General features: G+C 59.3%; 21 protein-coding genes. 3 read left to right on the forward strand and 18 right to left on the reverse strand.

The window, feature by feature from the left end; genetic code table 11:
* Positions 1 to 6: 6 nt before the first annotated feature.
* From uppS to QB905_RS05880, 14 genes are all read right to left on the reverse strand, one after another.
* A complete protein-coding gene (gene uppS, locus QB905_RS05815; protein WP_461781772.1) occupies positions 7 to 774 on the reverse strand; it encodes a polyprenyl diphosphate synthase in 768 nt (255 codons plus the stop codon).
* Between the two features lie 52 nt (positions 775 to 826).
* Positions 827 to 1,384 (reverse strand): ribosome recycling factor, encoded by a 558-nt coding sequence (frr, locus tag QB905_RS05820; protein ID WP_282973594.1) that lies wholly within the window; start codon positions 1,382 to 1,384, stop codon positions 827 to 829.
* A 14-nt stretch (positions 1,385 to 1,398) separates the two neighbouring features.
* Positions 1,399 to 2,139 carry a UMP kinase gene (gene pyrH / locus QB905_RS05825; protein ID WP_282973596.1) on the reverse strand — a complete coding sequence of 247 codons (741 nt, stop codon included), beginning with the start codon at positions 2,137 to 2,139 and terminating at the stop codon, positions 1,399 to 1,401.
* Between the two features lie 126 nt (positions 2,140 to 2,265).
* A complete protein-coding gene (gene tsf / locus QB905_RS05830; RefSeq protein WP_282973597.1) occupies positions 2,266 to 3,180 on the reverse strand; it encodes a translation elongation factor Ts in 915 nt (304 codons plus the stop codon).
* Between the two features lie 148 nt (positions 3,181 to 3,328).
* Entirely contained in the window at positions 3,329 to 4,126 is a 798-nt protein-coding gene (gene rpsB / locus QB905_RS05835; protein ID WP_282973599.1) for a 30S ribosomal protein S2, read from the reverse strand.
* A gap of 183 nt (positions 4,127 to 4,309) precedes the next feature.
* Positions 4,310 to 7,738, reverse strand: a complete 3,429-nt coding sequence (gene dnaE, locus QB905_RS05840) for a DNA polymerase III subunit alpha (protein ID WP_282973601.1) — start codon at positions 7,736 to 7,738, stop codon at positions 4,310 to 4,312.
* 298 nt (positions 7,739 to 8,036) lie between these two features.
* Positions 8,037 to 8,717: an ABC transporter ATP-binding protein gene (locus tag QB905_RS05845; protein WP_282973603.1), complete on the reverse strand. Its 681-nt coding sequence runs from the start codon at positions 8,715 to 8,717 to the stop codon at positions 8,037 to 8,039.
* Positions 8,710 to 9,996, reverse strand: a complete 1,287-nt coding sequence (locus QB905_RS05850; protein WP_282973605.1) for a lipoprotein-releasing ABC transporter permease subunit — start codon at positions 9,994 to 9,996, stop codon at positions 8,710 to 8,712. The genes QB905_RS05845 and QB905_RS05850 overlap by 8 nt, the downstream gene beginning before the upstream one ends.
* A gap of 5 nt (positions 9,997 to 10,001) precedes the next feature.
* Positions 10,002 to 11,327: a proline--tRNA ligase gene (gene proS, locus QB905_RS05855; protein WP_282973606.1), complete on the reverse strand. Its 1,326-nt coding sequence runs from the start codon at positions 11,325 to 11,327 to the stop codon at positions 10,002 to 10,004.
* Between the two features lie 102 nt (positions 11,328 to 11,429).
* On the reverse strand, positions 11,430 to 11,690 hold the full coding sequence (locus QB905_RS05860) for a DUF1467 family protein (RefSeq protein WP_282973608.1): 261 nt from the start codon (positions 11,688 to 11,690) through the stop codon (positions 11,430 to 11,432).
* A 20-nt stretch (positions 11,691 to 11,710) separates the two neighbouring features.
* Positions 11,711 to 12,655, reverse strand: coding sequence for an N-acetyl-gamma-glutamyl-phosphate reductase (gene argC, locus QB905_RS05865; protein WP_282973609.1), 945 nt, complete (start codon positions 12,653 to 12,655; stop codon positions 11,711 to 11,713).
* A gap of 291 nt (positions 12,656 to 12,946) precedes the next feature.
* Positions 12,947 to 13,423 (reverse strand): 30S ribosomal protein S9, encoded by a 477-nt coding sequence (gene rpsI, locus QB905_RS05870; RefSeq protein ID WP_282973611.1) that lies wholly within the window; start codon positions 13,421 to 13,423, stop codon positions 12,947 to 12,949.
* Positions 13,424 to 13,425: 2 nt separating this feature from the next.
* A complete protein-coding gene (gene rplM / locus QB905_RS05875; protein ID WP_282973612.1) occupies positions 13,426 to 13,899 on the reverse strand; it encodes a 50S ribosomal protein L13 in 474 nt (157 codons plus the stop codon).
* Positions 13,900 to 14,062: 163 nt separating this feature from the next.
* Entirely contained in the window at positions 14,063 to 15,115 is a 1,053-nt protein-coding gene (locus tag QB905_RS05880) for a COX15/CtaA family protein (protein ID WP_282973613.1), read from the reverse strand.
* Positions 15,116 to 15,414: 299 nt separating this feature from the next.
* Between QB905_RS05880 and QB905_RS05885 the strand changes: the two genes are divergently transcribed.
* From QB905_RS05885 to QB905_RS05895, 3 genes are read left to right on the forward strand one after another with little or no spacing between them, the layout of a single operon-like run.
* Entirely contained in the window at positions 15,415 to 15,684 is a 270-nt protein-coding gene (locus QB905_RS05885) for a transglycosylase (protein WP_282973614.1), read from the forward strand.
* 3 nt (positions 15,685 to 15,687) lie between these two features.
* A complete protein-coding gene (locus QB905_RS05890; protein ID WP_282973616.1) occupies positions 15,688 to 15,924 on the forward strand; it encodes a DUF2842 domain-containing protein in 237 nt (78 codons plus the stop codon).
* Complete coding sequence (locus QB905_RS05895) at positions 15,921 to 16,535, forward strand: TMEM175 family protein (RefSeq protein ID WP_282973617.1); 615 nt, start codon at positions 15,921 to 15,923, stop codon at positions 16,533 to 16,535. Before QB905_RS05890 ends, QB905_RS05895 begins: the two co-directional genes overlap by 4 nt.
* A 122-nt stretch (positions 16,536 to 16,657) precedes the next feature.
* Here QB905_RS05895 and QB905_RS05900 read toward each other — a convergent pair whose 3' ends face one another.
* From QB905_RS05900 to QB905_RS05915, 4 genes are read right to left on the reverse strand one after another with little or no spacing between them, the layout of a single operon-like run.
* Positions 16,658 to 17,383 (reverse strand): ABC-type transport auxiliary lipoprotein family protein, encoded by a 726-nt coding sequence (locus QB905_RS05900; RefSeq protein ID WP_282973619.1) that lies wholly within the window; start codon positions 17,381 to 17,383, stop codon positions 16,658 to 16,660.
* Positions 17,380 to 18,315, reverse strand: a complete 936-nt coding sequence (locus QB905_RS05905; protein WP_282973620.1) for an MlaD family protein — start codon at positions 18,313 to 18,315, stop codon at positions 17,380 to 17,382. The genes QB905_RS05900 and QB905_RS05905 overlap by 4 nt, the downstream gene beginning before the upstream one ends.
* Before the next feature lie 10 nt (positions 18,316 to 18,325).
* Positions 18,326 to 19,129: an ABC transporter ATP-binding protein gene (locus QB905_RS05910; RefSeq protein WP_282973622.1), complete on the reverse strand. Its 804-nt coding sequence runs from the start codon at positions 19,127 to 19,129 to the stop codon at positions 18,326 to 18,328.
* Positions 19,129 to 20,295 carry an MlaE family ABC transporter permease gene (locus QB905_RS05915; protein ID WP_282973623.1) on the reverse strand — a complete coding sequence of 389 codons (1,167 nt, stop codon included), beginning with the start codon at positions 20,293 to 20,295 and terminating at the stop codon, positions 19,129 to 19,131. The genes QB905_RS05910 and QB905_RS05915 overlap by 1 nt, the downstream gene beginning before the upstream one ends.
* Between the last annotated feature and the right edge of the window lie 77 nt (positions 20,296 to 20,372).

Here is a 20,372-nt window from a genome sequence, read left to right on the forward strand (position 1 = left end):
ACCGCCCTAGCCGGTTTCAACCGCGCCATAACGGCGGTCGCGGCGGGCAAAAATGCTCAGGGCCTCTTTCAGGGCTTCGCCGCCATAGTCGGGCCATAGAATGTCCTGAAAAACGAACTCGGCATAGGCGGCTTCCCACAACAGAAAGTTCGACAGCCTGTGTTCACCACTGGTGCGGATCAAAAGATCGAGCTGAGGAAGGTCATGCGTCGATAAAAAGCCGCCGAAATTTTCGACCGTCACAGCCTCCGGCTCCATGCGTCCGGCCCGCACCTCTTCGGCGATCCGGCGGGCTGCTTCAACAATATCAGCCTGGGCACCATAGTTCAGCGCCACCTGCAAAAAGAACCGCGAATTGTCTTTTGTCTTTTCGTGCGCCTCATTGACCATGCCCAGTATGTCGCGCGGCAGGCCCGCCTGCTGACCAACGATGCGCACGCACACGCCTTCCTTGCGCAGTCGCTCCAGATCCGAGCGGATAAAGGCGCGCAGCAGCCCCATCAGGTCATTGACCTCGGCTTCGGGGCGTCGCCAGTTTTCGGTGGAGAAGGCAAACACCGTCAGATGCGTCACGCCCTGCTCGACCGCCGCTGTGATCGTGCGGCGCAATGCTTGTACACCGGCGCGATGGCCCATCGTCCTGATCTGACCGCGTTCCTTGGCCCAGCGCCCATTGCCGTCCATGATGATGCCGACATGCAGCGCCCGAGAGACACAGGCCGTCATCTCCGTTGCCGGTGAGCTGGCCAGGGCTTGCGTAGGGCTTGAAGGCATGAACTCCACTTTCTTGCAACGGCTTCTTTGGCTCGCGGCGGCGGCGGCAGGTTTAAACCTGCATGATCTCGACTTCTTTCGCCTTCAGCATTTCGTCGATACGCTTGATGGCCGCGTCGGTAAACCCCTGGATTTCGACGCCGCCCTTCTTCTCTTCGTCTTCGCTGATCTCAGAGGCCTTTTCCGCCTTTTTGAGATCTTCCATCGCTTCGCGGCGCACATTGCGCACAGCCACGCGCTGGGTTTCGGTATATTTACCGGCAATCTTAGCCAGTTCCTTGCGGCGCTCCTCGGTCAGGGGCGGAATTGGAATACGCAGGGTCTGACCGTCGGTGATCGGATTGAGACCAAGCCCGGCATTGCGGATGGCCTTTTCAACCGCGATCACCAGGCCGCGATCCCAGACATTGACGCTGATCATGCGCGGTTCCGGCACGCTGACGGCGGCGCAGGCATTGAGCGCCATCGTCGAGCCATAGGCATCGACCGTCACCTGGTCGAGCAGGGATGACGAGGCGCGGCCGGTGCGCAGGCCGCCGAAATCGTCCTTCAGCGCCGATACCGCCTTGTCCATGCGGTCGCGGTATTTGGTAAGATCAGGCAGGGCCATGAGCCTATTCCCTCTTATTGTGTAATAACTGTGTGCGTGCCACGACCGTGAATAACCTCATCCAGGGCGCCGGGCGTTCGGATGGAAAAAACAACGATGGGGATGTCATTCTCGCGCATCAGCGAAACGGCGGAGGCATCCATCACCTTCAGATCCTGCGACAAAACTTCAAGATAGCTCAGTTCGTCATAGCGCTGCGCCGAAGCATCCTTCTTCGGGTCGGCTGTGTAAACACCGTCCACCGACGTGCCCTTGAACAGAGCATCGCAATTCATTTCGGCGGCGCGCAAAGCGGCGGCGGTGTCGGTCGTGAAATAGGGTGCGCCCGTGCCTGCCGCGAAGATCACGACGCGGCCCTTTTCGAGGTGGCGAATGGCGCGGCGGCGGATAAACGGCTCACAAACCGCATCCATCTGGATAGCCGATTGCACGCGCGTATCAATGCCCTGTTTTTCCAGCGCATTCTGCATCGCCAGGGCATTCATAACCGTGGCCAGCATCCCCATATAATCGGCTGACGAACGCTCCATGCCGACAGCGGCCTTCGACAGGCCACGAAAAATATTGCCGCCGCCGATTACCAGACACAGCTCAACGCCCAGCCGAGCCACGGCAGCCACCTCTTCGGCCACAGCCTGCACGGTCTTCATATCAATGCCGAAGCCCTGCTCGCCCATCAGCACCTCGCCCGACACCTTGAGCAGGATGCGTTTGTATTTCAGACCGGCATCGGTTTTCAGCGCATCGTGTGTCATATCAGGCTTTCGGAGCAGGAATCGCAGGCAAAACGGCTTTAACGTGTTCGCAGGCTCTTGAATAGTCAAAGGGGCGCCAGCATGTCAAATGCCGACGCCCCTTATACGCTTTTTCTGTGCGAGGATTTAGACGCCGCCCGTCATCGAGGCCACTTCAGCCGCGAAATCGTCAACCTTCTTTTCCACGCCTTCACCGAGAGCGAGGCGCGTGAACGCCTTCACCGTGACCGGCGTGCCGAGGCCCTTGGCAGTATCCGCCACCAGTTGCTCAATGGTCTGATCCGGGTTCATCACGAAGGCCTGCTTCATCAGCACCACCTCTTCGAAGAACTTGCGGATGCGGCCTTCGACCATCTTTTCCACGACCTGAGCGGGCTTACCCGAAGCCAGAGCCTGCTCGGTGAAGATCGCCTTTTCGCGTTCAACAGCCGCCTGATCGAGATCATCGGTGGACAGCGACAGCGGCTGGGTGGCCGCTACGTGCATGGCGATCTTACGGCCGACATCCTTCAGAACGTCGGGGTCGCCCGCCGATTCAATGGCCACCAGCACGGCGATGCGACCGAGATCGGGGGCGATGGCATTGTGGATATAGGAGGCCACGACGCCCTGATCGACCGAATAGCGCGCCACGCGGCGCACAACCATATTTTCGCCGATCGTGGCGATCAGGTTGGTCAGTTCGTCGCTCACCGCAGCCGCCACGCCTTCAACCGTACCGTCCTTCAGACCGGCCACACCGGCCTTGCGAGCCAGATTCTGGAACAGTTCGTTACGCGACACGAAATCGGTTTCGGCATTGACCTCGACGGCAGCCGCCGTCATGCCCGCGCCATTGGCTTCGGTGGCCACGGTCACCAGACCTTCAGCAGCCACGCGGTCAGCCTTCTTGGCGGCCTTGGACAGGCCCTTGGTGCGCAGCCAGTCCATCGCCGCTTCGATGTCACCGTCATTTTCCTGCAACGCCTTCTTGCAGTCCATCATGCCCACGCCCGATTTTTCGCGCAGATCCTTAACCAGGGTTGCTGTGATTTCAGCCATGAAATCCTCCAATAAATTCAGATAAACGGCCTCATAGCCGTAATGCATGTCAATCTGGCAACAGCCTGAAGCCGAAAACGGCCTCAAGCTGTGCTGAAACGTCTTTATTTGCGCACCAGTGATCAGCACCGGCGCATCAGGCAAAAGCTTACGCTTCCGAAGCCGTGGCTTCAGGGGCCACTTCGGCAGCGATGTCCTGCGCCAGCGCGGGCTCAACCGGCGCAATCGCCGCACCCAGATCGATGCCCGAAGCGCTTTGGCTGGCTGCCAAACCGTCCAGAACGGCGTCCGCCACCAGGTCGCAATACAGTTGCAGCGCGCGCGCCGCGTCGTCATTGCCCGGTACAGGATAGGTGATGCCGTCCGGATCGGAATTCGAATCGAGGATGGCGATCACCGGAATATTGAGCTTGCGGGCTTCCTGAATGGCGATCGCTTCCTTGTTGGTGTCGATCACGAACATCAGGTCGGGGATGCCGCCCATGTCCTTGATACCGCCCAGGCTCAGTTCCAGCTTTTCGCGCTCGCGCGTCAGGGTCAGCAATTCCTTCTTGGTGCGACCGGCCGGATTATTGTCAAGCACCTGTTCCAGTTCGCGCAGACGCTGGATCGAACCCGAAATGGTGCGCCAATTGGTCAGGGTGCCGCCGAGCCAGCGGTGATTGACGAAATACTGGGCCGAACGCTTGGCCGAAGTCGCCACCGGGCCTTGCGCCTGGCGCTTGGTGCCCACGAACAGGACGCGGCCACCGGCAGCGGCCACTTCACGCACCTTCAAAAGCGCCTGATGGAACAAAGGCAGGCTTTGCGACAGGTCAATAATATGGATATTGGAGCGCGCACCGAACAGGTAACGTTCCATTTTCGGGTTCCAGCGATGAGTCTGGTGACCGAAGTGCGCACCGGCTTCAAGCAGGAGGCGCATTGAGATTTCTGGCATGGCCATAGGTTGGTAATCCTTCTTCCGATAATCCTCCGCGGAGCAAAAAGCCTTGCCGAAAAACCGACAGTCAGCCTCGGAACGCAGCCTTCACAGGAAAGCCGCGCATATCCGCGTGTGAGATGAGGGGCACCTATTCACAATTTCAAAAAAAAGCAAGTCTCAAACAGCGAAAAACAACGCAGCCGCCTAGACATCTTCAAAATACAACACACCCGGCATAGCCTTGAGCTGCCCACGCAAATGGGCATCGAGACTATATCTCTGCGGCAGGCGAAACTCGACCTCCCCCTCACCACCGAGATCGCCCGCCAGACTGATTTCACCACCCCTGGGTGACTTCGACACTTCCAGCCGCGCGCGCAGATCGGCCAGGTCGATAATCTGCGCCGAAACATGTACCCGCAGCCCCATGTCATCGATTTTCAGGGCATTCGCCATCGGCTGTGCCTCATCTCCGAAGAAACGCACCTCGCCATCGCGCCCCTTGCTGCGCACTTTCAAAACGATGGAAGCCCCCACCTCCAGATGATCGCGGTTTTTGCGCAGCGATTCCGGCGGAAACAGCACCTCATATTCGCCGCTCGGATCAGACAGGGTGACGAAGGCGAATTTTTCCCCCGAACCCGCCGCCGCGCGCTCCTGTTTGCGCCGGATAATGCCCGCCATGCGAAACGCTTCGCGCCCCTCACCCGCCAGGGCCAGGGCTTCGGCATAGAGGGTCACATTGCGGCGCTTGAACACATCCAGCATGTCCTGAAGCGGATGCCCTGACAGATAAAAGCCGATCGCCAGCAACTCCTCGTCCAGTTGCGCCGGCCCCGACGTAGCGGCCACATTCGGCAAGCGCGGGCGCGAGGCTTCATTCGAGCCAAACAGGCTGACCTGCGCCGCCACACGATCCGCGGCGATGCTTTGGGCATAGGCGATCAGAATATCGGCCGCCGCAACGATCTGTGCCCGGTTGGGATGGATGGAATCGAAAGCCCCTGCACGTGCCAGATTTTCAATAGCCCGCTTATTGACCGATTTCGGGTCAATCCGCTCCAGAAAATCGAACAGATCGGTAAATTTACCGCCTTCTTCGCGCGCCTGCACCACGCTTTGCATCGCCTCGAAGCCGACATTGCGAATGGCACCGAGCGCATACAATACCTCACCATTGTCCACATCAAAATCAGCCATCGAGCGATTGATGTCAGGCGGACGGATCGTGACATTGAAACGCCGGGCATCCTGATAAAAGACCGCCAGCTTGTCGGTATTGGTAATATCGAGACTCAAGGTCGCGGCGAAAAACTCCACCGGATGATTGGCCTTGAGATAGCCGGTCTGATACGAAATAAAGGCATAGGCGGCGGCGTGCGATTTATTGAAGCCATAGCCCGCGAACTTATTGACCAGTTCGAAAATGCTATCGGCCTGCCCCGCATCGACACCTTTTTCTTTGGCACCCGAAATGAACCTTGCCTTTTGCAGGTCCATCTCCTCTTTCTTTTTCTTGCCCATTGCGCGACGCAAAAGATCGGCTTCCCCCAGACTGTAGCCTGAAAGAATCTGCGCGATCTGCATCACCTGTTCCTGATAGATGATGACGCCGTAGGTTTCCTTGAGCACCGGCTCAAGGCTCGGATGCAGCATATCGATTTCAGCACGACCGAATTTACGGTCAACATAGGTATCGATATTGTCCATCGGCCCCGGACGATAGAGCGAGATCAGTGCGGTAATTTCCTCCAGCGAGCCGCAGCGCATCTTGCGCAACGTGTCGCGCATCCCCTGACTTTCAAGCTGGAACACGCCGATCGACTGACCGGACGCCAGCAGTTCATAGGTCGGCGCGTCATCGAGAGGCAGGGTTGAATAGTTGATATCGATGCCGCGTTTTTTAAGATAGTTTTCGGCGCGCTTCAGCGTGGTCAGCGTTTTCAACCCCAGAAAGTCGAACTTCACCAGACCGGCGCTTTCCACCCATTTCATATTGAACTGGGTAGCCGGAATATCGGAACGCGGATCGCGGTATAGCGGCACCAGTTCCGTCAGGGGGCGGTCGCCAATAACGATACCGGCGGCATGGGTCGAGGCGTTGCGGTAAAGCCCTTCCAGCTTCAGCGCCGTATCGAGCAGGTTCTTAACCGACTCTTCTTCGTCGCGCGCCTGTTTCAGACGCGGTTCTATTTCGATAGCCTGAGCCAGGGTGGTGGGATTGGCGGGATTATTCGGCACCATTTTCGACAGGCGATCAACCTGACCAAGCGGCAACTGCATCACCCGCCCGACATCGCGCAGCACGGCGCGCGCCTGCAAGGTGCCGAAGGTGATGATCTGCGCTACCCGGTCACGGCCATACTTTTCCTGCACGTAGGAAATGACCTCTTCACGCCGTTCCTGACAGAAATCGACGTCGAAGTCGGGCATCGACACGCGCTCAGGATTGAGAAAACGTTCGAACAGCAGGCCAAAGCGCAACGGATCGAGATCGGTGATGGTCAGCGCCCAGGCCACCAGCGAACCGGCACCTGAGCCCCGTCCGGGCCCGACGGGAATGCCGTGGTTCTTGCCCCATTTGATGAAATCCGACACGATCAGGAAGTAACCGGGAAACCCCATCTTCTGGATCACGCCCAGTTCACGTTCCAGACGCGCCCAGTAATCCTCTTCCGGGAAGGCCAGCTTGACCTGTTTGAAGCGCGCCTTCAGCCCTTCGCGCGCCTGAAAAGCCAGTTCCTCGGCCTCATTCCGGCCTGCACCGGTATCAAAACGCGGCAGGATCGGATCGTGCTTGTTGACCAGAAAGGCGCAGCGCCGGGCGATTTCCAGTGTATTGTCGCAAGCCTCAGGCAGGTCGGAAAATAATTCACGCATCAGGCTCGCCGGTTTGAACCAGTGATCCTTTGTCACCTTGCGTCGGTCATCCTGCCCCAGATAGGCACCGTCCGAAATGCACAGCAGAGCTTCGTGCGCCGAATAGAGATCCTCCGTCGCAAACTGCACATCATTGGTGGCTACCAGCGGCACATCATGGGCATAGGCGAATTCCACCAGCCCCACCTCGGCAGGACCGCCCCTGGCTCCACCGTTCAGGCTACCGTCATGACGTTGTAATTCGATATAAAAGCGATCCCCGAAAGCCGCCTGCATGGCCTGCAAGGCCACCTTCGCTTCATCGGGCCGGTTTTGCCGGTACAGCACGTCAATCGGCCCATCAGGCCCGCCGGACAACAGAATCAGCCCTTCATGATGCGCCGCCACCATCTCCCACGGCACGAATTGCTCATCAGCGGAATCAACATAGGCATGGGAAGACAGTCTGGTGAGATTGAGATAGCCCTGCTGGTTTTGCGCCAACAGGACAAGCGTAGGAATACGCGCCCACCGCTCCGTGCCGGTGCCACCAATGCCCTTAACCGGCAGGGCGCAACCGATAATCGGCTGGATACCCGATTCCTTACAGATTTGAGAAAACTCAAGCGCGCCGAACAGATTGCAGCGATCTGCGATACCAACAGCCGCCATACCCTGCTTCTGCGCCAGCTTGCCCATATCATAGGCCTTGATCGCGCCTTCGAGCAGCGAATAGGCCGATCTGACCCGCAGATGGATAAACTCATCACTCACGGCGCGCACTCCCACACATGCTGACGCCCGGATGTTTCAGCGGCTCAGGCCGCCAGCGACACCACATGGCAGACGAGGACAACAAAGCCCGTAACGGCGGCGAATGACAACAGGTTATGCAGCGTGCTGACCATTTTTCCACATCCTCTTAATGTTCGACTTACGTTCTAAATTCTCTTTTTGTTCTTTATTCTTGTTTTGTTCCGCACGCAAGCGTCTTTTTTATCCCCAAAGAGAACAAAATAAAAACCGGTTGATAAGATTGTGGATTTTCAGCGGTTCTGATTTGGCGCGCCGGTCAGGCCGGCACCAGCCGCCCATTCTCAAGCCGCACGATGCGATCCATATGTGCCGCCAGTTCGACATTGTGCGTAGCAATGACAGCGCCGACGCCCTGCGCCTTGATGATGGTTTTCAGCGCTTCGAAAACCTGCTGTGACGTGACCGGGTCGAGATTACCGGTCGGTTCATCCGCCAGCAGAAGCCGCGGCTGATTGGCCAGGGCACGGGCAATGGCCACGCGCTGCTGTTCGCCGCCCGACAACTGCCCCGGCAGGTGATCGAGCCGTTCGCCCAAGCCCAAGGCCGACAGAAGTTCACGGGCCCTGGCCTCGCTGTCGGCGGGCTTTCGGCCCAGAATATTCTGCGGCACCATCACATTGCCAAGCGCGGTGAATTCCGGCAGCAGATGGTGAAACTGATACACAAAACCAATATGATGCAGGCGCGCGCGCGTCCGCACGGCTTCGCTGGCACCGGCATAGTTTATGCCGTCGATCATGATCTGCGCGCCCGGTGCGGCTTCGAGCAGGCCTGCGGCGTGCAGCAGCGATGACTTGCCTGAGCCGGAAGGCCCGACCAGCCCCACCAGTTCGCCAGCCTCGACATCGAGATCGGCTCCTTTCAGCACGGCCAGTTTTCGCCCGTCGCCGATATCGTAATCACGAGTCAGACCCTTGAGGCTCAAGACCTTATTCATAGCGAAGTGCCTCCACCGGTTCGAGCTTGGACGCCCACAAGGCCGGGAAGAAGGTGGATATACTGGCCGCCAAAAGCGAGGCCACCACCACGAAGATCACCTCGGACGGCTCCATCTTGGCGGGCACATGATCGAGATAATAGATGTCCTTGTTGAACAGCGAAGTATGGAACAACCATTCGAGGAAGTCCTGAATCTGGCGGATAAAGGTGCAAAACAGCACGCCGATCAACAGACCGCTGAAGGTGCCCGTGGCACCAATCGTCGTACCGGTCAGGAAAAAGATGCGTGAAATCGCGCTCCGGTCCGCCCCCATCGTGCGCAGGATCGCCACGTCGCGCGTCTTGTTTTTGACCAGCATGACGATGCCGGAAATAATGTTGAGCATGGCGATAATGACGATGAAAAACAGGATGAAACGCATGGCGTTACGCTCAACCTTCAGCGCACCCCACAAGGGCGCGTTCTGCTCTTTCCAGGTGGCGATCACCGCCCCCTGCCCCGCCGCCTGATGCAGGGCCGGCAGGTAGGACTCGATGTCATAGGGCTTGTCCACCTTCAGCTCGACCGTGTCCCATTCATCCTCGCGGTCGAAGAAGAGCTGCGCCTGCTGGATTGGCATATAGACGAAGCTTTTGTCGATCTCGCTGACACCGCTCTTGAACACGCCGCCCACCGTATAGACCTTGCGGCGCGGCGTGGCCCCAAAGGCGGTCGAGCCGCCCGGCGACACTAGAGTCACCTGATCGCCCGGCAACAGGCCCAGTTCATTGGCCAGGCCATCGCCCACCAGCACCACATTGCCACCATAGTCACCGACGCCGAACTGCGCCATCGAGCCGCCTTTCTCGATGGTGCCGGAAACGATCGGCGTCTTTTTCAGGTCTTCAGGCACGACGCCGCGCATATAGGCGAGACTTGTTTCGCCATGCGCACTTTCGATCAGGCCCGGCGAATCGATCAGCGGTGTGGCTTCGGTGACGCCCGGTACAGCCTTCAGGCGCTTCAGCATATCATCACGGTGGGCGAAATCATCGATCACCTGACCGCCGACATAGGCATGACCGCCAAAGGCCAGGGTGCGCGACATCAGTTCGTCGCGGAAACCGTTCATGATCGACAAAACGCAGATCAGCGCCGTCACCGCCAGCGTAATCCCAACAAAAGAGATGATGGCGATCACCGCAATACCGCCATCCTTGCGCTTGGTGCGCAAATAACGCATGGCCAGGTCGATTTCCCAGCGCTTAAAGGCGAACATCGACAGGACAGCGTTCATGGCGATCAGGCTTTCGTCAACTGAGCCGATAACTGGGCAAGCGCGGCATCCAGGCTGAGCGACTGGCGCTCACCGGTGGCGCGGCGTTTCAGTTCCACCTCGCCCGCCGCAATGCCCTTGGGGCCGATGATCAGTTGCCAGGGCACGCCGATCAGGTCCATGCTGGCAAACTTGGCACCGGGGCGCTCGTCGCTGTCGTGATAGAGCACATCCCTGCCCGCCTTTTGCAGGGCCGCATAGGCCTGTTCGCAGGCGGCGTCGCAGGCGGCATCGCCGACGCGCAGGTTGATCACGGCCACATCGAACGGCGCCACGCTGTCGGGCCAGATCATGCCGGCCTCATCGTGGCTGGCCTCGATGATCGCGCCGAGCAGGCGCGATACGCCCACGCCGTAAGAGCCCATATGGACGGTGATGTCGCCTTCGGGGCCATTGACGATGGCCTTCATCGGCTTGGAATATTTCTCGCCGAAATAGAAGATATGGCCCACCTCGATACCGCGCGCCGAAAGCTGTTTATCGGCGGGCACTTCAGCGAACTTATCCGGCTCGTGCATGTCTTCGGTGGCGGCATAGAGCGCCGTGCGCTGATCGACCTGCGCCTGCAAATCGTTCCAGTCCACATCGGGGCCGGGCGCGGCCATATCGACCAGATCCTTGTGGCAGAAGACGGCGCTTTCGCCCGTATCGGCCAGAATGATGAATTCATGCGACAGATCGCCGCCGATCGGGCCGGTATCGGCGCGCATCGGCACAGCCTTCAGCCCCATGCGGGCGAAGGTGTTGAGATAGGCCACGAACATGCGGTTATAGGCACGGCGCGCGCTGGCCTCATCGACATCGAACGAATAGGCGTCCTTCATCAGGAATTCGCGGCCACGCATCACGCCGAAACGCGGGCGCTGCTCGTCGCGGAACTTCCACGAAATCTGAAACAGGTTGAGTGGCAGGTCTTTATACGAGCGCACACTGGCGCGGAAAATGTCGGTGACCATTTCCTCGGCAGTGGGCCCATACAGAAGATCGCGGTCGTGGCGATCCTTGATGCGCAGCATTTCCTCGCCATAGTCTTCGTAACGGCCCGATTCGCGCCACAGATCGGCCAGTTGCAGGGTTGGCATCAGAAGCTGCACCGAACCGGCGCGCTGCATTTCTTCCTCAACGATGCGCTCAATCTTCCTCAGAACCTTCAGCCCCAGCGGCAGCCAGGCATAGATACCGGCGGCCTCCTGACGGATCATGGCGCCGCGCAGCATCAGGCGATGCGAGACGATCTGGGCTTCGGAGGGGTTTTCTTTGAGCAAGGGCAGGAAGAAGCGCGACAGGCGCATGGTTGTCTTTTCCGTCAGTTGATAAGGTTGGGGCGCACGCTAAACAGGTTGCGCCGCGCCGTGAAGCGTTTTTGCAGGAGAATTGCGGCGAAATTGGCCGGATCAGTGAATTTCCGGCAAGGGGATGTGAATCACATACATCAACAGCATCACGATGGCCCAGAAACCAAGCGCCACCAGTGAGTTGAGCCGCATCTTTTTACCGATCTGATGAACAATCGGCGCGCCGGGATCATTGCCCTTCTGGGTTTCGGTGCCCGCTTCATGCGGGCTTTGATTACCACCGATCGGCAAAACGGCGAACAGAGTCACCCACCAGATCATCAGGTAGATGGCGGCGCTGGTAACTATCTTGCCGATCATGATGTTTCCTCATTCTGGTTTTAATCCAGCCCCAGACTTTCCTCCACCCCTAATACCAGATTGAGGTTTTGTACAGCCGCGCCCGAAGCGCCCTTGCCGAGATTATCGAACACGGCCACCAGATTGGCGGTTTCGGCTTCGGGATCGCCAAACACATGAATCAGCAATTGATTGGTATTGGCCAGCAGGTCGCCATTCAGCGAAGCCGTCGCGCGGCTGTCTTCCAGCGAAGCCACCGACACGAAGCGCTCGCCGTCATAGGCGGCGCTCAAAGCATCGTGGATCGTGTCGAGATCGGGCGCATCGGGCAGAGCCCACAAGGGCAGCGGCACTTCCACGATCAGGCCTTGCGGAAAATGGCCAACCGTTGGGCTGAAGATCGGCGACGATTCCAGACCGCTATACAGCGTCATTTCCGGCAAATGCTTGTGGCGAAGGCCTGTGGCATAGATGCGCTCATGACCGGCTCCGCTTTCGAACTCGGCGATCATCGCCTTGCCGCCGCCCGTATAGCCCGACAAAGACGAAGCGGTCAGCGGAAAGAAGGGCGCGATCAGGCCGGATTCGACCAGCGGCCGGATCAGGGCGATAAAGCCGGTGGCGTGACAGCCCGGATTTGAGATGCGCTTCGAGGCGCGGATCAGATCGCGCTGCTCCACGTCCTGACCATTGGGCATTTCGGGAAAGCCATAGGTCCAGCCTTCGGCCACGCGATGTGCGGTCGAGGCGTCGATCACGGCGACATCGGGATTTTCGATCAGACTCACCGCCTCGCGCGCCGCCTCATCAGGCAGGCACAGGATAACGGCATCCGCGCTGTTGAGCGCATCGCGCCGCGCATTGACATCCTTGCGCCGGTCGTCGGACAACCGGATCAGCTCGATGTCGGCGCGCTTTTCCAGCCGCTCACGAATCTGCAAACCGGTGGTTCCGGCTTCGCCGTCGATAAACACCTTATGGGACATGAAATGCTCCGCATTTGTGATCCGTGCTTTCCGTGTTTTCCGTGGTTAAAATCCTTCGCCAGCGCAGATGGCGGCATAGATGCATTGAACCACGGAAAACACGGAAAGCACGGAAGGAAAAAGTGTCTTAAGCCCCCCACATCTGAGATGTGGAGGGAAGTGATGATCCCCCCTCCTCCCCATATATGGGGAGGTGTCGGCGCAGCCGACGGAGGGGTCATTTCGAAAACCAAGGAAAAAGCGCTTCGGTTTCCCGAAGCGCTTTTTGCATGGATAATAATACCCGTGCGCTTAACGCTTCGAGAACTGGAAGCTCTTACGCGCCTTGGCGCGACCGTACTTCTTACGCTCAACGACACGCGAGTCGCGGGTCAGGAAGCCAGCCGCCTTCAGAGCGCCGCGCAGGCCCGGCTCATAATAGGTCAGCGCCTTGGACAGGCCGTGACGGATCGCACCGGCCTGACCCGACAGGCCCGAACCCTGCACCGACACCATGATGTCGAATTGCGTGGCGCGTTCGGTCAGGTTGAGCGGCTGAGCGATCATCATGCGCAGAACCGGACGTGCGAAATACACTTCCTGCTCGCGGCCATTGATGATCCACTTGCCGGAACCCGGCTTGATCCAGACGCGGGCAATGGCGTTCTTACGCTTGCCGGTGGCGTAGGCGCGGCCCAGCTTGTCGAGTTGCTGCACGCGCACGGCAGGCGCTTCAACCGGATTGGACGACAGGGAAGCCAGGGCTTCCATACCTTGAGTTTCGGCCATGTTTACGCGCTCCGGACGTTTTTGCGGCTCAACGACTTGAAGTCGATGACTTCCGGCTGCTGGGCTTCGTGGGTATGGGTGGCGCCAGCGAAGATGCGCAGTTGCGTCATCTGCTTGCGGGCCAGCGGGCTTTCCTTGGGCATCATGCGCTCAACCGCCTTGGTCAGCACGCGCTCAGGATACTTGCCGTTCAGCAACTGGCCGAGCGTGCGTTGCTTGACGCCGCCGGGGTGGCCGGTGTGCCAATAGAAGATTTCATTGTGCTTCTTGCCGGTCAGGTGAACCTTCTCGGCATTGATCACGATGACATTGTCGCCGCCATCGGTGTGCGACGTATAGTTAGGGAGGTGCTTGCCGCGAAGACGCATGGCGATGAAAGAGGCGAGACGGCCCAGAACGGCGTCTTCGGCGTCGATCACGATCCACTTCTTCTCGACATCGGCCGGCTTCAGGGGCGCGGTGGTCGAAGTCAACATGGTGTCAAAATCCTTGCAGAGCCGCGCCCGCGAACCGGGAAACGGCGAAGAGGCGCGTCATGTACATGAGCGCTCCCACACTGTCAACGCATTAGTTTTGACAAAACTGCAACCAAGAAATTGATTTTAAAGGGTAAATTCGATTAGGTATTAAATTACCGCATCAAAAACCGCCTCTGCGGAAGCTGCGGTCGGCGCGCGCCACCATCCATGTCAGGCTGGTGGCCAGGGCCACGATGCAGACGGCCACGATCTGATGGGTCAGGGCGAAGCCTAAGGCCACCACCGACACCAGCGTGGCCACGCCGAGCGTTGCCTGCACCCAGACCAGGGTGGACAGCGTCGTCGCCACGACCTTCAGCTTGTCTTCATTGCACTGGCGGCCCAGAATGACAGCAAAGATGGTGGCGTAGATCAGCAGCAGATAGGCATTGCAGCGATGGACGAACTGCACCAGCCCCTGATCGTGCAAAAAGGCCATCATCACGCCGCGCGACCAGTCCACCGGCGGCAGGATGTGACCGTTCATCAAAGGCCAGTCATTATAAACGAGCCCCGCCTGATTACCGGCCACCAGCGCGCCCAGCACACATTGCAGCACCACGAGACACAATAATATGCCCGTGGCCCAGCGCCAGCCTGTCGGCGCGCCGCGTCCGCGCTTCTCGCCGTCCAGCGCCTCGAAACCCGTCCAGATCGTCGCCATCAGCAGCAGAAGCGCCATGAACAGGTGCGAGGCCAGCATTTCCGGCGCCACCGATACGCGCTTCGATAAGCCGCTGGCCACCATCAGCCAGCCGACCAGCCCCTGCCCCGCCCCCAGCACCAGAAGCCCGCCGCACCGCCAGATCAGGCGACCCGGAATCTCGCGCATCAGCAAAAGCACGATGAAACCACCGATATAGACCACGCCGACCAGCAGGCGCGCCACTAAGCGGTGCGTCCACTCCCACCAGAAGATGCCTTTGAACTGCTTCATCTCCATATGCGGATTGACCTGGCTGAACTGCGGGATCTTCTTGTAATTGTCGAATTCCGCCTGCCAGGCCTGCGCGTCGCGCGGCGGCATAATCCCTGAAATCGGCTTCCAGTCGGTGATCGACAGGCCGGACTGGGTCAGGCGCGTCGTGCCGCCAATGGCCACCAGCACAATGATCAGGAAGGCCGCCGAGAACAGCCATGCCGCCGTCAGCGGCGACTTGAGGGGAAGTCGCACTTGTTACGCCTCGCTTGCTTGAACTTTATCTTTATCGCGTCTTGTCCGCACATTCGCGCAACGCCTTGCCGCAGTCTGAATTTGCCGATAGGTTACATCAAAACTGGTGCGCTAAAGCGGAGTGAAACCGGACGGAGTTGGAATGGCTGCGATTTGCCCATGAAGATGTGGCGATTTCAAGCCATCCTCCTCTGAATGTGCCAAGATTGTGATCGGGATTCAGGTCTTCATGCACAGCTAAGCGCTCCAACCGGAAAGCGGTTTCGCTTTTTGAACTGAAAACAAAGGGAAGACCGTTCATGACGGCGGAAAACTACATACTCGCCATTCTCGCCGGCTTCGTGGTCGGCTGGGTCGGCAATGCCATCAGCAGGAGCCGCTTCAGCTTTTCGACCAATCTGTTCGTGGCCATTGCCGGTGCCATTTTGCTCAACTTCTTTATCCGCAGCAGCGAAATGATGAACGACGACTTCTTCCCCACTCTCGGCCTGTCATTGTTCGGTTCCGCCGCGCTGCTGCTGCTGTTCCACCTGAGCCGCTTTCCGGAGCGGGCCCGCAAGAAGCGCTGATTCATGCAAGACAGCCACTCTCCCAAGGGCCTGAGCCTGCCCAAACGCCGCCTGATCGCCTGCCTCGGCATACTGGTCTTCCTGCCGGTCTATGTGGTGGTCGCTGCGTCGCTGGCCGCTTTCATCCACGGCGGCCCCATCACCGCCTTCATCTTTTACGCGCTCGCCGGCACCTTGTGGGGCGTGCCGCTGATCCCGCTGATTTCCTGGTCGGAAAATTACAGGAAGCGCAGAAAATGACCGCGCCCGCCAGCCCAGCCCCTCCAAGCCCTGCGCCGCTGATGTCGAAAACCCGGCTCGAAGCCTTCAGCGACGGTGTGATCGCCATCATCATCACCATCATGGTGCTGGAGTTGAAAACCCCCGAAGGCGTTGATCTGGCGGCACTGTACAGCGTGGGCCATATCTTCCTGCTCTATGCCTTAAGCTTTGTCTATGTCGGCATCTACTGGAACAATCACCACCACCTGCTGCACGCCGTCCATCGCATCAATGGCGGGGTGCTGTGGGCCAATCTGCATCTTCTCTTCTGGCTGTCTCTGGTGCCCTTCACCACGCGCTGGATGGGCGAAAGCCACCTCGCTACCCTGCCCGTGGCCGTCTATGGCCTGTCCCTGCTCATGCCGTCGATTGCCTATTATATTCTTGTCCGCGTGCTGATCCGCATCAACGGCCACGACAGCCAGATCGCCCGCGCCATCGGCAACGACGTTAAGGGCATGGCCTCGACAGCCATCTATCTGGCGGGCATCGCTCTCAGCTTCTGGAATGTCTGGGGCGGCATTGCGGCCTATGTGCTGGTGGCCCTGATCTGGCTGGTGCCCGACCGCCGCATCGAAGGCCACGCCTGAAACGCAGCTCTAGAGCAACGAGCGTTTAATTTGACTTACAAATTGAATGCGAGATGCGGAAAAACGTAAAATGTAGAGCGGGTTGCATGCCTTTGACCGATTCAATCAAAATGCAAACCGCTCTAAAGCCCCTCCACCTTTTGCCCCTTAGCGGTTTGCGGCGTCACGGGCGTCGGCGGCAGGGCGGCACCGGCCAGCGCCTCCTGCGAAAAGGCGATCAAACCGGCCACCACCCTGGTCGTGGCCTGATTAAAGCCATCGGCGATCAGCGACATGTCATTGTGGCGCAAAGGCACTTCGGCCGACACATAGCGCTGCCCCACCACCGAACGATCCGACAGACGAATAATGCGTGCATCAACGCCGATGGAAACGGTGGGGCGATTATGGCTGTAATCGGCTTCGAAGCGGCGCACTGTCAGGTCGAGCCGGTAATTGGCGTCGCTCGGCCCGCGCGGCTCCAGCGCCACCGTGCCGCCCGAACGCGCAAACCCATCGCCGACCGCCGCCTTGAACATCGATTCCGCCGTGGCCGCCCAGCGCGCCTGCCCGACATAGGCCACTTCATTGCCCTCGACCGTCAGCACCTGATCACCGGCGCTGGCGGGCGGAAAGGTCATGCCGCCCAGAATCATGCCCACGGGCATTGTCACAGATGAAGTATCGGGAGCCTGCGCCTGATCGCCCTTGCCGGAGGGGCCGCTTTTATCAGGCAGATCGGGCTGATAGCCAAAGCGATAAAGCTGCACCGGCTTGACCTTGGGCAGCAGATTGACGCAGCCGCTTAAGGACAAGGCCGCCCCACCCACGGCAATCGCCACGAAACACGTTTTCAGAACGGCTCTCATTGGCCTACCTTTCTTTCCTTGGCGACAGGCTTATTGATCAGGGCCTGCGGGCTCGTCTGCACGGAATCGACCAGGCTTTTCAGCGAATTCGCCGCGTCATTGAGATTTTCAAGACTTTCCTGAACCTGCGGCAGGGTCACATTGTTGACCTGATCGACCGGCTTTTGAATCGCGTCCGACAGCTTGCTGACATTATCGGCGGCAGCGGCCAGCTTGTCGGTGGCCGCGTCGATCTTGTCCAGGGTTGCCGGCATCTGATTGCTCATCACCCCATTGGTCGAATGGGCAAGCTGGGTGACGGCATCGGCCGCCTGTCCGGCGCTGACCACCGCCTCGTGGGCGTCGTCGAGCAACTGCTTCTGTTCCTTCAGATCGGCGGTGATCGCCTGAATATTGTCCATCGTATGGGTAAAGGACTGGATATTATGATCGCTGAGCAGGCGGTTGATGCGGTCCAGACTGTCATAGGTTTTTTCGACCACCGATCCCGACCCCGACAACAACTTCGACAGAGGACTTTCCTCGGACGGAATGACCGGAACTTCGCCGTAAGCGCCGTGTTTGAGCAGAGGCGCCTTGGGCGTGCCCGGTGAAATTTGCATATAGAGCAGGCCGGTAATGCCCTGCGGCATCAGGGTGGCCACCGAATTGGTGCGGATCGGTGTTCCGGCGTCAAGCTGTATGCGGGCGAACACCTGGCGCGTGCCCGCCTTGCCGAGACGCAAATCTGTCACCTCACCCACCTTGATACCGTTGAAATGCACTTCCGCGCCCTTGTTCAGCCAATCGACCGGCTGATTGAATTCGACATCGTAAATGCCGTAATCCTTGTTGAAGTCGAACTTGACGAACCAGAAGGCGAAGCCGAGCAGGATACAGCCCAGTACCAGGGTGACCAGTCCGACGGCGGCATAATGAGCCTGACGTTCCATAAATGTCCTCCTACCCTCTCAGGCGGCTTCTGGGGCCATGAAAATATTCATGGATCCAGGGGTGATCAGATGTTTCCAGCACCTCGATGCGACCTCTGGCCGCCACGTGGCGGTCGGCCAGAACCGCAATCTCGTCGCAGACCGTATAAAGGCTGTCGAGATCGTGCGTAATCATAAAGACGGTCAGGTCGAGGCTATCGGCCAGATCACGGATAAGCTGGTCGAAGGCCGAGGCCCCGATCGGGTCGAGGCCTGCGGTCGGCTCGTCGAGAAACAGCAGCTCGGCGTCGATAGCCAGGGCACGCGCCAGCGCCGCGCGTTTCACCATGCCGCCCGACAGTTCCGATGGCGCCAGTTCGGCAGCGCGCAGCGGCAGGCCCACCAGGGCCAGTTTAAGCAGGGCGATCTCGTGCGCCTCACGCGGCGACAGACTGGTGAATTCGAGGATCGGCGCCATGATGTTTTCGGCCACCGACAAGGTGGAGAAGAGCGCCCCGCCCTGAAACAAAACGCCGGTCTTGGCGCGGACGGCCAGGGCCTCGTCTTCACCGGCCTCGCTGAGATTGTGTCCGAAAATACGAATCTCGCCGGAGGTCGGCTTTTGCAGGCCCAGAATCGTATTGAGCAGCACGGTCTTGCCGGCACCTGATCCGCCTACCACCCCCAAAATCTCGCCGCGCGCGACGCTCAGATCGAGATCCTCATGCACGACATGCGTGCCAAAGCGGTTGTTGAGCCCGCGGATGGTGATGGCCTCATCTTCGGTTTCCTGAGCCGGCGCGTCCTTATCGGGAGCACTTTTTACGGGGGCCATCAGAAGGTCACCCCGTTGAACAGCATGGCGAACACGGCGTCGAGCATGAAGACGAGGAAGATGGACTGCACCACCGCCGTCGTTACCTGACGGCCCAGCGACAACACGTCGTCCTTGACATTCATGCCCTGCCAGCAGCCAACAATGGCGATGGTGGCGGCAAAAAACGGCGGACGCACGATCCCAAGGAAGAAGTTATAATAGGGCACATAATCATGCAGGCGCTGGATAAAAATGTCGGGACCCGCGCCGAGCGCCGACCAGATGGCCAGCATCCCGCCGGTCATGGCGGCCAGGGCCGAAATCATGGTGATCAGCGGTGCCATCACCACCAGTCCGAGGATACGCGGCACGATCAAAGCCTCATAAGGATCGATGCCCATCACGCGCATGGCGTCGATTTCCTGATTCATCTTCATCGCTCCCACCTCGGCGGCGAAGGCCGAGGCCGAACGTCCGGCCAGCAGGATGGCGGTGATCAGCGGCGCAAATTCACGCAGGGCGAACACCGCCACCATGTCGATGGCGAAGATGCCGCCGCCATATTGCTGAAGCTGCAACACGCCGATAAAGCCGATCACCCCGCCCAGAAACAGGCTGGTCAGGGCCACGATCGGGATGGCGTCGATACCCGACCTCTGCATGATATTGAACACCGATGCCCAGCGCAGGCGGCCCGGCCGCACCACGGTCAGCATCCCCACCGTCGTCACATGGCCGAGAAACACCGACTGCTTGAGAAAGCCGTTGCGAAAACGCATGACCAGTCGGCCCAGCCAGCCCAGCGCATTAAACAGAGGGTGCAGCCAGAAGCGTGCCTCAGGCGGATGATCCTTCTCCCAGGCCAGCAGTTCGGGACTGTGCTGCCCCACCAGATCAAACAGGCGGGCGAATTTGCTGCCTTCGGCGAAAACCTCGCCGTCCAAGCGGTCATCGATCGCCTCGCGCAGGGCCAGGGCACCTGCGCTGTCGAGCGCCTCCAGCCCGTCCGCCTCAACGCGCACATGGGCAAAACCCGCCAGGCGGCTTTTCAGCCGCGCCGCCACGCCTTCCAGCCGGGTGATGATCCAGTGGCCGCTCAGGCGCAGCACCGCCAGGGAGTCTGCATCCGCCACGCTCTCCACCGCGAAATCGGCCTTGGCCACTTTAGTCCTGGTCTTTGGCATGGGTGCCGGTGCGCTCTTTATCTATACGGGCTGGGTAGTATGAACCAGCATAGATCGGGCTTATTGATAAAATGGCA

Source organism: Asticcacaulis sp. EMRT-3 (genome assembly GCF_030027245.1).
Taxonomy (GTDB): Bacteria; Pseudomonadota; Alphaproteobacteria; order Caulobacterales; family Caulobacteraceae; genus Asticcacaulis.

Excerpts from the sequence above, each read along its gene's own strand:
- uppS (WP_461781772.1), bottom strand. The coding sequence starts at position 774 with ATGCCTTCAAGCCCTACGCAAGCCCTGGCCAGCTCACCGGCAACGGAG.
- frr (WP_282973594.1), bottom strand. The coding sequence starts at position 1,384 with ATGGCCCTGCCTGATCTTACCAAATACCGCGACCGCATGGACAAGGCG.
- pyrH (WP_282973596.1), bottom strand. The coding sequence starts at position 2,139 with ATGACACACGATGCGCTGAAAACCGATGCCGGTCTGAAATACAAACGC.
- tsf (WP_282973597.1), bottom strand. The coding sequence starts at position 3,180 with ATGGCTGAAATCACAGCAACCCTGGTTAAGGATCTGCGCGAAAAATCG.
- rpsB (WP_282973599.1), bottom strand. The coding sequence starts at position 4,126 with ATGGCCATGCCAGAAATCTCAATGCGCCTCCTGCTTGAAGCCGGTGCG.
- QB905_RS05845 (WP_282973603.1), bottom strand. The coding sequence starts at position 8,717 with ATGAATAAGGTCTTGAGCCTCAAGGGTCTGACTCGTGATTACGATATC.
- QB905_RS05850 (WP_282973605.1), bottom strand. The coding sequence starts at position 9,996 with ATGAACGCTGTCCTGTCGATGTTCGCCTTTAAGCGCTGGGAAATCGAC.
- proS (WP_282973606.1), bottom strand. The coding sequence starts at position 11,327 with ATGCGCCTGTCGCGCTTCTTCCTGCCCTTGCTCAAAGAAAACCCCTCC.
- QB905_RS05860 (WP_282973608.1), bottom strand. The coding sequence starts at position 11,690 with ATGATCGGCAAGATAGTTACCAGCGCCGCCATCTACCTGATGATCTGG.
- argC (WP_282973609.1), bottom strand. The coding sequence starts at position 12,655 with ATGTCCCATAAGGTGTTTATCGACGGCGAAGCCGGAACCACCGGTTTG.
- rpsI (WP_282973611.1), bottom strand. The coding sequence starts at position 13,423 with ATGGCCGAAACTCAAGGTATGGAAGCCCTGGCTTCCCTGTCGTCCAAT.
- rplM (WP_282973612.1), bottom strand. The coding sequence starts at position 13,899 with ATGTTGACTTCGACCACCGCGCCCCTGAAGCCGGCCGATGTCGAGAAG.
- QB905_RS05885 (WP_282973614.1), top strand. The coding sequence starts at position 15,415 with ATGACGGCGGAAAACTACATACTCGCCATTCTCGCCGGCTTCGTGGTC.
- QB905_RS05890 (WP_282973616.1), top strand. The coding sequence starts at position 15,688 with ATGCAAGACAGCCACTCTCCCAAGGGCCTGAGCCTGCCCAAACGCCGC.
- QB905_RS05895 (WP_282973617.1), top strand. The coding sequence starts at position 15,921 with ATGACCGCGCCCGCCAGCCCAGCCCCTCCAAGCCCTGCGCCGCTGATG.
- QB905_RS05900 (WP_282973619.1), bottom strand. The coding sequence starts at position 17,383 with ATGAGAGCCGTTCTGAAAACGTGTTTCGTGGCGATTGCCGTGGGTGGG.
- QB905_RS05905 (WP_282973620.1), bottom strand. The coding sequence starts at position 18,315 with ATGGAACGTCAGGCTCATTATGCCGCCGTCGGACTGGTCACCCTGGTA.
- QB905_RS05910 (WP_282973622.1), bottom strand. The coding sequence starts at position 19,129 with ATGGCCCCCGTAAAAAGTGCTCCCGATAAGGACGCGCCGGCTCAGGAA.
- QB905_RS05915 (WP_282973623.1), bottom strand. The coding sequence starts at position 20,295 with ATGCCAAAGACCAGGACTAAAGTGGCCAAGGCCGATTTCGCGGTGGAG.